Source organism: Microcoleus sp. S36b_A4, assembly GCF_036700645.1.
Lineage (GTDB): Bacteria > Cyanobacteriota > Cyanobacteriia > Cyanobacteriales > Microcoleaceae > Microcoleus.
In genome coordinates this window covers 1-10,486 of the sequence record NZ_JAUBPI010000146.1, presented here as the reverse complement: position 1 = coordinate 10,486, position 10,486 = coordinate 1, and the positions used below count along the sequence as shown (strand labels likewise).

The window sequence follows — 10,486 nt, the reverse complement described above, 5'->3', positions numbered from 1 at the left end:
GCTCTACCATAGGACTGGCAATGCTTTTGGGGTGTGTTACTGCTTATACTACCACGAGAGTGACAAAAGAGGGTTAATTTTCACTTTTGTAGTTAGTCGAGGTTTGGGGAACTCAAAAGGCGGTAGGTGCTAACTCTGAGGGATATTGCACTGATGTTCCTTTGAATATAAAGTGTAAAACTCCTGGAGTGCTGACATTTGTTCTCTCAATCTAGATATCTCTAGATCCAAGGGAGGGAGTAGTTTCTCAAGGTGGCGCACCTCACTAAACCACCGTCGTAACTCGGGTTTGAGAGTTGCATAGAGCGTTTCGGGACAGGAGAGTAATATTGCTGTTATTATCTCTGCTACGAATGGCTGTTGCGACCACTTCCCTACAACAGACATTGCATCCCAGTCATCGCTTGACAAGCATTGGTGAACAATATCAAACAGTGAATTTAACTCAATAGCTGCCCGTAATTTCTCAAGTGTCTCTGCCGTCTCTGAGGAGGTATTCACCATAGTTGTGAATTCAATAGGCCAATGGTGCAGGATGGTACTGACAAATGAAGCAATTGAATCAGGTTGCTCTTTTCTCAGAATGTCTGGGAGTATTTCTGTAAAGTAAGGAGCAACACTACGCCACTGATGTAAATCACAAGCAACATGAAAGAAGGTTTCTGGCAACCTTTCACTCTTCTGCAATAAAATATAACCTCGACATTGATTAGTGACGGGATCGACAGGTTCAAATGCTTGCCATAACAAAGGCAGAGAAACCCAGTGAGGTGGATATTTGAAACGGGCCACATCCAGCAGAAGAACTAGATCCCGCTGTGGATGATAGCCACCAATTGGTGAGAAGTGACCATCACCCGTTTGTCCCAATACCTTTCGGCTATAGGAAACAACTAGATGAATATCACCTGACGCCGCAGTCACCTCTTCAACTGCTTGCCGAAAGTTTTCCAAGCTGCTTTGGTGGTAACGGTTAGGTTTTACAACAGCACCGTTGCAACGTGCTATACATACAAACTCATCAAAGGTGATACCGTTTTCTTTAATCACTGAAAGAGGTAAGCAACAGTCTAAAAATTCCTCTCCATACCATCTCCACACCCCTTTCCAAATGCGACCCGGATCGATGGATAAGGCATTAAGAACAACAACTAAACTACCCAATCCACAAAAAGCGGGTTCTGCTTGAGTATGAAACTGTTCCGCTAGAGCAAAATACCCTTCCATACCTCCCAATGCCAAGGCTTCTCGAAATATTTGCTTTCCCTCTATGGAGGAAAAGGCAATAGCAGAATCGGGGAGTGAACGACGATAAAACCCTTGAGCAGACATTGAGTCTTTTAACCCTTATTGCTTATGGTGCTAATAAATATTATGCAATATCGTCACATGGATAATGATGAATGCACTTATTAACTATTTTTTCAATTTTAGCAATAAAACGCTGCGAAGATTTCGCTTTAGGGGTGCAAATTTAAAAAACGTGACTATTTCCGACGGCTAGGCATCAAGGTGATGAAATAATTCGGCAATTTCCCACATATTGAGCAGTATGCAGCTCGGATAATTAATAGTATTTACAGTTGGGTGGGAGTGGGTTTTGGAGATTGTTGGTTTTCGCCTGAGATGGTTTTTCAACCAGCCCCTACAGTGAATGCAAAATATTTGAAAACTGTAAAATTTTGTATATGAACTGACCGACCTTCAGGAAAATAGACGATAGTTGATATGCAAGAGATTTCAAGCCTCCGCGAAAACAATTTTTAATCAGGTAATAAAATGGTAGTAGCAGCACCTGTTCAATCCGGCAGTCAGTCGATTTTTCAAACTCGCTACGACAACTTTATCGGCGGCAAGTGGGTGCCACCAGTGAAAGGGAAATACTCGGAAAACCTGTCTCCAATAACAGGAAAATCAATTTGTCAAATCCCCCGATCGACCGCCGAGGATGTAGAATTGGCACTGGATGCCGCCCACGCCACGAAAGACAAGTGGGGTAAGACTTCCCCAGCAGACAGGGCGCGGGTTTTACACAAAATAGCCGATCGCATCGAAGAAAACCTCGATCGCCTCGCCATCGCCGAAACCTGGGATAACGGTAAACCAATTCGCGAAACCCGCCTCGCAGACATACCACTGGCGATCGACCATTTCCGCTACTTCGCAAGCTGCATCCGAGCTCAAGAAGGATCGATCGGCGAACTCGACGAAACCACCGTCGCCTACCACTTCCACGAACCCCTAGGCGTCATCGGACAAATCATCCCCTGGAACTTCCCGATATTAATGGCCGCCTGGAAACTCGCCCCAGCCCTCGCCGCCGGCAACTGCGTCGTGCTCAAACCAGCAGGCCCCACGCCCGCTTCAATCTTGGTACTGATGGAAATCATCGCCGACTTAGTACCAGACGGCGTAATCAACGTCATAAACGGGCCCGGCGCCGAAATCGGCAAAACCCTCGCCACCAGTCCCCGAATTGCCAAAGTTGCCTTCACCGGCGAAACCACCACCGGCAGGCTAATCATGCAATACGCCTCCCAAAATGTCATCCCCGTCACCCTAGAACTAGGCGGCAAATCCCCCAACATTTTTTTTGAAGATATCTGCGCCCAAGACGACGAATTCCTCGACAAAGCAGTGGAAGGATTAGTCATGTTTGCGTTTAATCAAGGAGAAGTGTGCACCTGTCCCTCCCGCGCCTTAATTCAGGAGTCAATCTACGATCGATTCATGGAAAGGGCGATCGATCGCATCCGCCAAATCAAACAAGACAACCCCTTAGATCCGACAACCGCCCTCGGCGCGCAAGTCTCCATCAACCAGATGGAAAAAATCGCCGAATACGTCAAAATCGGTCACGCCGAAGGCGCAGAATGTCTCATTGGTGGCGAAAGAAACATCTTATCCGGCGACTTGCAAGACGGCTATTATTTCCAGCCAACAGTCTTCAAAGGAAACAACAAAATGCGAATTTTCCAAGAAGAAATCTTCGGCCCAGTATTAGCAGTCACCACCTTCAAAGACGAAGCCGAAGCATTAGAAATTGCCAACGATACTCTCTACGGTTTAGGTGCCGGAGTTTGGACTCGCGACATCAACACCGCCTACCGCATGGGCCGCGCCGTTCAAGCCGGTCGCGTGTGGACAAACTGCTATCATTTGTATCCCGCGCACGCAGCATTCGGCGGCTACAAATCATCTGGTATCGGTCGCGAAAATCACAAAATGATGTTAGATCACTACCAGCAAACTAAGAATTTGTTAGTCAGCTACAGCCCGAAAACTTTAGGTTTTTTCTAAAGTTTTAGTCGTTGGGAAGGAAAAAGGAAGAAGGACAAACTTCAATGATTCGTGAACTCCTTCTTTTTCTCTTTCCTCTCCTTCTCTGCGCCCTCTGCGCCCTCTGCGGTTCATTAAAAAAAGCTGATTCAAAAACGAAAAATAATTGCTACAAAAAGAGACTGCAATGGAAACGATCGCAAAAGTCACGGCAACAGAAGCCGCTTTAAAATTAATTAACCATCTCAAAACTCAACACGGAGAATTGATGTTTCACCAATCCGGCGGCTGCTGCGACGGTAGTTCCCCCATGTGCTTTCCCAACGGGGAATTGATAATCGGTGATGGTGACGTATTACTCGGCGAAATAGGCGGTTGCCCCTTTTATATTGCAGCGCAGCAATACAAATATTGGCAGCACACGCAGTTGATTATAGACGTGGCATCGGGGCCCGGAGGCAGTGATTTCTCCCTGGAAGGGCCGGATGGAGAGCGTTTTATTACTCGCTCTCGCTTGTTTGTTAATGCTGAGTAACTCTGTTTATCCTGAACTTGCCTGCAGTTTCTCTAAAAACATGAGTTTGCTTAAGCCTGAAACCCCGTTTCTTTCATGGGAGCGAAAAAACCTATTTTATTTAAATTTTTATCTAAGTTTCTCGCCTGGGCTAACGACCACCAATTTTCTAACGAGGGCAAACGCATCTTATTTTTAGAATACTTGCTAGACAAAGGCTTCACCCATGATTTGAGTTTGGTTGCCCAAAATTAAACCCCTGATAGCGTAAAGCTTTCAGGATTTAGAGGCGTTTGCCCTGATTTGCTGACTAATTTCACGGCTAGTGCGTTGGTATTCGTGGACAATCGGTAATCTTTCAGCTTGAAAATTTGCCAGAGCTTCTGCAATATTAGCACTAGACATGAGATGTCGTGATAAAGACAAACCATCTTCCCAACCTGAAGTCATACCTCTAGCGCGTGTCGGACTTTTCGCGTGAGCCGCGTCACCAATTAAGATAACACGGCCATCATATAGTTGAGGCAGGGGATCAATGTCATAGGAATAACGACAGACAATATTTTCCAAAGGGGTTGACTCAATCACATTTCGCGCATCCTCTGGGAGTTTTGCCAACTCTTGGGGAGGAATAATGATATTAGTTGGTTGTAGTTTGCCTACTTCAAAATCGGCCAGATCCTTTTCCAGAAAGAAACCCCAATGAGTACGATTTGCACCAAGATTAACAAAATTGGCATAAATTCCTCGTTCGCGTACCTAAAGCAAATAGTTTCCTTCTGGACAGAAGTTATTATCTGTTACAATTGCTCGCCATACTAGATCACCTAAATAACACAATTCTACACCCGGAACCACAAATTGACGAACCTTAGAAATTATTCCATCGGCACCAATTAACAGATCTCCTTCCCAGTGACTGCCATCTTTAAAGTGCGCGATCGCGCTATGCTCGGTTTGGGAGATTGACAATAATTCAGCATTAAAACGAATAGTGTCAGGGGGTAACTCCTCCAGGAGTGCTTCTAAAATAGCTTTGCGGTGTACTAGCATTCCTGGGAGTTCATTTTCCTCATACGTGACGGGTTCAGAATTGATGACATCGCCGTGGAGGTTGCGGAACTCGAATAATTTAACCGGAGCGCCTGAGTTAATAATTTTCTGGCTAATTTGAGGGTTTCCTTGATGCAGCGCTTCCATACCTGCTTGCACGATCAGGATACCACAGCCATCGGTGCGCGCATGGGGTGCTTTTTCAAACAAGGTAACTTGAAATCCTTGTTGGATCAGCAAAATTGCTAGATAAACTCCTGATGATCCGGCGCCGATAATACCTATCCTACTCTGGGACGAAACCATTTGTGCTTCTCCTGATTTAAGATTGCCGATCGGTTCTCAACCACTATTGTAATTAAGGAAAATCCAATTTTGGCGATCGCTCAATTGCGGATTGAGCTTTTGCTGATAGCGACAGGTTTCACGCTGCCGCTAAAATCAGTATCTGAGCCGGTGCAGCATTAATTATTAATTGGCTACTTCAAAATTTCTGCACTCAAAACTTCAGAAGACTTTAAGCTTGAGTATTTTTAATTAGAGCCAATTCAATTTTGTCACCAGCCTTTTGAGTCACTTGTGCGCGCAAACCGGGCCCAAAAAAAGTAGCTATTTTTTCTTGCTTTTCTTCCCATAAGTCGATCGGCATTAGCGGTGAATAAAACTCTAAAATTAACCCATAAGCACCGTCAACATCAACTTCCCGCAACCCTTGCAGGAGGGGCCGTTCCTCGTCTGTTGGGGCCAGGCCCAGGCGCTCCAAAGCATCATCTAAGTGCGCGGGTTGGCCGTAGCGAAATCGGGTGACATCTTTGCGGACTTGGTTTTGAGTATCTGTGGCCTGACTTTCTCGCAGGAGGAGAACTTCAGCAGAAGTAGGTTCGGTGAATTCTACTGGTTCGAGTTCGGCTGCTTTCAGAGCCAAACCTCCCAGCAACAGCGGAATTCCATAAAAAAAACCGGCTAGGTTCAGGGTAGGTCTGTCTGTGAAGTAGGCTCCAAACCCGACTGCTGCTATAATACCGCCAACAACTAAGGCTAGGTTTGCTAAAGAAATTTTGCGTAACATATTAGTGAGGTAGTTAGCTGAAATCAACAATATACTTTAATTATTATCTGTCAAAAAGTCTTGAATAAATTTAGTTTTTTTGCCAAAAGACCAGCAAAAACTGCTAGCATCTATGAGCGCGGGAGCGGTGTGCATCCACAGTCTTGTCTCTAGCTTCAGAAGCTTATCCAGCCGGACTCGCCCGGGCGCGCCATCGGTAAATATCCGTGTTAATTGCGCGGCGTTGGTTCCAGAAGGCAATCGAGATCGGCAGTATCATCAAAGTATACAGAGTGGCGATCTCGATCGACACTCTTGCCCTTTCAACCATTTTTCGGACATGATTAAAGACGAAGACAAACAAACTGCTGGAGCAAATAAGGCGGTTCTGGAGCAGATTAACTCGCTCAAACGCGAAGATGAAAGGCTTTATAATATCTTAGCGATCGATGTCTGGGCCCTAGCCAAGACGATGGATGAATATCAACCGGGATTTTGGGCTGCTTTTATGAAAAACCGGGAGAAGGCCCTGAAGCGATTTTTAGCTGGAATGATGAAAAATAAACCTGCAGATACCAAACGTCCGCCTTTTTTGCGCTAAAATGTGGCTGAAGTTTGGCTGAAGTTTTGATGTACAATCAAACTATAACACAGACACAAAAAAACCTGAGCAGATTCATCACTTCCCATATAAAAACAGTGAAGGATTTGCCCAAAAAGGTATGTCGGTGAATTAAGAATCTCCGTCTGTTGGCAGAGGGAAATGTCAAATATTTTTGTTAATACTAGCAAAGGCAAAAAACCATGGATGCACAAACAATCAAAGAGCGCGTAGCAGAAATCGAGAGCAAGCGGGAATCCCTCGTGCGGCTGTTAGATCGATCGGATTTGGGAGCCCTGAGAATAGATGTGAGTCAGGCGATCGAAGAAATTGACGATCTATTAGAAGAATTCAAGCGTACTTTTAACAGTTAAGTAGTCAGTAGTCATTAGTCAGTAGTCATTAGTCATTAGTTGTCGCGCATTTAATTTGGATAGTTATGTTAGTAAAAATCTTGTGGGGTGGGCAGAAGATCCCGCCCACAAAGTCAAAATTAAATGCAGTACAGCTTAATAGCTAACAAGAACCGACCACTGCTAACTGCAAATTTGACAACTGACAACTGACAACTGACAACTGTCAACTGACTAATTCATCACCATATCCATCAAAATTTGCTGAGAGCTCACTTCCGGGCAATTAGCAGGCGGCCGCCGCTGAGAGTAGTGTCCCCCAGACTGCAAATCCCAAGCTTGGCGGTTGTCAGCCAGCATTACCCCCAAAATTTCTTGCAATTCCTTGGCAATTGTCGGGTCTTCCACTTGAACTATGGCCTCAACCCGTCTTGTGAGATTGCGCTGCATCCAGTCAGCAGAACCAATATACACCTCTTCGTCCCCACCGTTGAAAAAATAAAACATCCGAGAATGCTCTAAAAAGCGGCCGATAATACTGATAACTCTGATATTTTCGCTAACACCTTCAACGCCGGGACGCAAACAGCAAATCCCCCGAATAATCAAATCAATTTTAACTCCCGCTTGCGAAGCTTCGTACAAAGCAACAATGATTTGAGGGTCAACTAAAGCGTTCATTTTAGCGACAATGCGGCCACAGCTACCGATGCCGCCTTCGGCCTGCAAGCGGCAGAATTCTGCCTCGCGGCGGATTAAAGCTAAAAATTGATCGCGCATATTGACCGGTGCCACCAATAATTTTCGATAAGATACCTGCCGCGAATAACCAGTCAAATAGTTAAACAAATCCGTCAAATCCGATCCCAAATCCTCGCGACAACTCAACAAACCCACATCGGTATAGAGTCCGGCTGTTTTAGGATTGTAATTGCCTGTGCCGATGTGGACGTAGCGACGGATGAATTCCTCCTCGCGACGCACTACCATCACAATTTTGGTGTGGGTTTTGAGTCCCACCAAACCGTAAACTACGTGGACTCCCGCTTGTTCTAACTTGCGAGCCCAATTAATATTATTTTCTTCGTCAAACCTAGCCTTAAGCTCTACTAAAACGGCTACCTGCTTGCCGTTTTCCGCTGCTTGAATTAAGGCGCTGACGATCGGCGAATCTCCAGAAGTGCGGTATAAAGTCATCTTAATCGCTAACACGGAGCGATCGTGCGCCGCCTCAGTAATAAACCGCTGCACCGTCGCCGCAAACGAGTGATAGGGATGGTGTAGCATCAAATCCCCCTGCCGGATGACGGTGAAAATATCCTCGCCCTCGTCAGCATCCAACATCAATTTGCCTAAAATCATTGGCGATTCCGAGTTCCGCAAACGGGGCGGCACAACGGGAGTCCAAGGTGGGTCTTTCAGTTCCGGCACGGGAAGCCCCACAAAAGACATCAAATCCTTGAGGCCTAGCAGCCCCTCTACGACGTAAACATCTTGCTCACCGAGATCCAGCTCCTCCATCAGCATATCTCGCAGCGCAGGCGGCATAATCGCTTGAATTTCCATCCGCACCGCAGAACCTCCAAACCGACGCTTGCGGAGTTCCTGTTCTATTGCCAGCAGCAAATCCTCCGCCTCATCTTCCTCCACCGTCAAATCGGAATTGCGAGTAATGCGGAACGGGTGATATTCCTGAATGTCCATCCCCGGAAACAAAGCTTCTAAATTGTGGGCAATCACCTGTTCTAGGGGCACGCCAGTCCAAACCGGAGATTTGCCCCTCTGCTGCCACTGTAAATCCCCCGGTAGTGGCAAAAACCTCGGCAAAACCTGCGGTACTTTAACGCGGGCAAATAATTCTTCCCGCGTGTCGGGGTCCCTGACTACTACTGCTAAATTAAGGCTGAGATTGGAAAGGTAGGGGAATGGGTGGCTGGGGTCAACTGCTAGGGGAGTGAGTACGGGAAATACTTGTTCTTTGAAGTAGCGATGCAAGTAATTGCGCTGTTCTTGATTGAGGTCAATGTAGTCAAGAATGTAGATGCCGCTTGCTGCTAGTTTCGGCCGCAGGGTTTGCTCAAAATAGGCGTGTTGCTGAGAAACCATTGGCAAAAGCCGCTGGTTAAGGGCATCTAGCTGTTCTTGAGGCGTGCTGCCGTCGGAGGTCAATTTGCTGACTTTTGCTTGTACTTGCTGTTTGAGGGCGGCTACCCGCACCATAAAATATTCGTCTAGGTTGGAGCTAAAAATAGCTAGAAATTTGAGCCTTTCGAGAAGGGGCGTGCGGGGGTCGAGGGCTTCGTGGAGTACGCGGTTGTTGAATTCTAGCCAGCTTTGTTCTCGGTTGAAGTAATATTGAGGATCGCTGAGGTTGATTTCAGTGTAGGTTTTGGCGGGGGTCTTTTTTGGCTTCGGCATGGTTTGAGGGAGTCTTTGGGAGGCTCGGTGATGGCATCTCTAGAAATAGTATTGTAGGTTAAAGGATTTGTTCGCATCTGCTTTTGGTCGATCGCACGTTTTTGTCGGTCATCCGCGAGGGTCTGGTACGCAATATGTGTAGGGATACGGCACTGCCGTGTCCCTTGTATGTTCAGAGTAGTCTGGTGGAAGACGATGAAAAAGTCTATCTGCTTCGGTCAGGTGAAGCTGGCGTGTCCCTGAGACCTTAATCCTCTTCTGTCACTCTGGGACAATAAAAGTGAGAGCCAAATTTTTAACTGTAGATAGAGCGGGGATTTGAGCGTTTATTTTCTAACAGAATGGCGGAAATTAAGATTTTTGGCGTTGCTGAGTTAGAGTATGAATAGGAGGAATAATTTATGCAATGCCCAGAATGTAAATCAACCCATATCCGTAAAAACGGCAAGAAGAAAGGAAAACAAAATCACATGTGTGTCAAATGTGGTCGTCAATTCATTAATCACTATGAACCCCATCGAGGTTATAGCGAGAGCATCAAACGTGATTGCCTAAAAATGTACGTCAATGGTATGGGTTTACGGGCGATAGAACGAGTTAAGGGAGTTCATCATACCGGGCGTAATAAATTGGGTAAAACAAGTCGGAAAACTGTTACCAGAGGTTTATGACCCTGAAGTCATTCCAGAAGTTGGTGAACCCGATGAATTACAAACTTATGTAAAAAAAACAGACAAAATCTAGTTGTGGACAGCGGTTGACCACTTTCAACCAGGAATTTTAGGATGGGTATTAGGGGATCATAGCGCTAAGACATTTGAACCATTATGGAACAAAGTAAGTGCATGGAAATGCTACTTTTATGTAACTGATGGATGGTCTGTATATCCCATGTTTATTCCTGATGAGGATCAGATTATCAGTAAGACTTATATGACACGAGTAGAAGGAGAAAATACAAGACTAAGACATTATTTAGCCAGACTACATCGGAAGACTCTTTGTTATTCTAAGTGCGAGAAAATGCTCAAGCATTCTATTAAGTTATTAATACATTACTTGAAATTTCACGATATTCCCATTCCTGGGGCATTCATACCTTGATTCAGCAACGCCGCTACTTTTAGCTGGGCTTATTTTTTAGTATAAACTACAGTTTAACAGGTAGGGCAACTTCAGCAAAAACAACAAAGCCCCTATCTGAAGCTCAGAAAGAGGCT

At 45.6% G+C, this 10,486-nt stretch carries 9 protein-coding genes and 1 pseudogene; 5 read left to right on the top strand and 5 right to left on the bottom strand.

What is annotated here, in order from left to right:
- Window positions 1–129: 129 nt before the first annotated feature.
- Complete coding sequence (locus QUA03_RS27250) at window positions 130–1,332, bottom strand: phytochelatin synthase family protein (protein WP_333216618.1); 1,203 nt, start codon at window positions 1,330–1,332, stop codon at window positions 130–132.
- A 447-nt stretch (window positions 1,333–1,779) separates the two neighbouring features.
- Between QUA03_RS27250 and exaC the strand changes: the two genes are divergently transcribed.
- Window positions 1,780–3,300 (top strand): acetaldehyde dehydrogenase ExaC, encoded by a 1,521-nt coding sequence (exaC, locus tag QUA03_RS27245; RefSeq protein ID WP_333216616.1) that lies wholly within the window; start codon window positions 1,780–1,782, stop codon window positions 3,298–3,300.
- Between the two features lie 166 nt (window positions 3,301–3,466).
- Complete coding sequence (locus QUA03_RS27240) at window positions 3,467–3,814, top strand: DUF779 domain-containing protein (protein ID WP_333216615.1); 348 nt, start codon at window positions 3,467–3,469, stop codon at window positions 3,812–3,814.
- Between the two features lie 255 nt (window positions 3,815–4,069).
- Here QUA03_RS27240 and QUA03_RS27235 read toward each other — a convergent pair whose 3' ends face one another.
- The 3 genes from QUA03_RS27235 to QUA03_RS27225 all read right to left on the bottom strand — a co-directional run bounded on the left by QUA03_RS27235 (window position 4,070) and on the right by QUA03_RS27225 (window position 5,915).
- Window positions 4,070–4,381, bottom strand: a complete 312-nt coding sequence (locus QUA03_RS27235) for an FAD-dependent monooxygenase (RefSeq protein ID WP_333216614.1) — start codon at window positions 4,379–4,381, stop codon at window positions 4,070–4,072.
- Window positions 4,382–4,552: 171 nt separating this feature from the next.
- Window positions 4,553–5,152: an FAD-dependent monooxygenase gene (locus QUA03_RS27230; RefSeq protein WP_333216613.1), complete on the bottom strand. Its 600-nt coding sequence runs from the start codon at window positions 5,150–5,152 to the stop codon at window positions 4,553–4,555.
- 211 nt (window positions 5,153–5,363) lie between these two features.
- Window positions 5,364–5,915, bottom strand: a complete 552-nt coding sequence (locus QUA03_RS27225) for a DUF2854 domain-containing protein (protein ID WP_333216611.1) — start codon at window positions 5,913–5,915, stop codon at window positions 5,364–5,366.
- Between the two features lie 79 nt (window positions 5,916–5,994).
- Between QUA03_RS27225 and QUA03_RS27220 the strand changes: the two genes are divergently transcribed.
- Both QUA03_RS27220 and QUA03_RS27215 read left to right on the top strand, forming a co-directional pair.
- A complete protein-coding gene (locus QUA03_RS27220) occupies window positions 5,995–6,495 on the top strand; it encodes a hypothetical protein (RefSeq protein ID WP_333216609.1) in 501 nt (166 codons plus the stop codon).
- A 203-nt stretch (window positions 6,496–6,698) separates the two neighbouring features.
- Window positions 6,699–6,869 carry a hypothetical protein gene (locus QUA03_RS27215; protein ID WP_015176488.1) on the top strand — a complete coding sequence of 57 codons (171 nt, stop codon included), beginning with the start codon at window positions 6,699–6,701 and terminating at the stop codon, window positions 6,867–6,869.
- Between the two features lie 213 nt (window positions 6,870–7,082).
- Here QUA03_RS27215 and ppk1 read toward each other — a convergent pair whose 3' ends face one another.
- Complete coding sequence (ppk1, locus tag QUA03_RS27210) at window positions 7,083–9,266, bottom strand: polyphosphate kinase 1 (RefSeq protein ID WP_333085610.1); 2,184 nt, start codon at window positions 9,264–9,266, stop codon at window positions 7,083–7,085.
- Window positions 9,267–9,667: 401 nt separating this feature from the next.
- On the opposite strand from ppk1, the pseudogene QUA03_RS27205 reads away from it, so the two are divergent.
- A pseudogene (locus QUA03_RS27205) lies at window positions 9,668–10,370 on the top strand (IS1 family transposase).
- The last annotated feature ends 116 nt before the right edge of the window (window positions 10,371–10,486 follow it).

Bases quoted from the DNA above. Each gene is read 5' to 3' on its own strand.
- QUA03_RS27250 (WP_333216618.1), bottom strand. From the start codon at position 1,332: ATGTCTGCTCAAGGGTTTTATCGTCGTTCACTCCCCGATTCTGCTATT.
- QUA03_RS27225 (WP_333216611.1), bottom strand. From the start codon at position 5,915: ATGTTACGCAAAATTTCTTTAGCAAACCTAGCCTTAGTTGTTGGCGGT.
- QUA03_RS27230 (WP_333216613.1), bottom strand. From the start codon at position 5,152: ATGGTTTCGTCCCAGAGTAGGATAGGTATTATCGGCGCCGGATCATCA.
- QUA03_RS27240 (WP_333216615.1), top strand. From the start codon at position 3,467: ATGGAAACGATCGCAAAAGTCACGGCAACAGAAGCCGCTTTAAAATTA.
- QUA03_RS27215 (WP_015176488.1), top strand. From the start codon at position 6,699: ATGGATGCACAAACAATCAAAGAGCGCGTAGCAGAAATCGAGAGCAAG.
- exaC (WP_333216616.1), top strand. From the start codon at position 1,780: ATGGTAGTAGCAGCACCTGTTCAATCCGGCAGTCAGTCGATTTTTCAA.
- ppk1 (WP_333085610.1), bottom strand. From the start codon at position 9,266: ATGCCGAAGCCAAAAAAGACCCCCGCCAAAACCTACACTGAAATCAAC.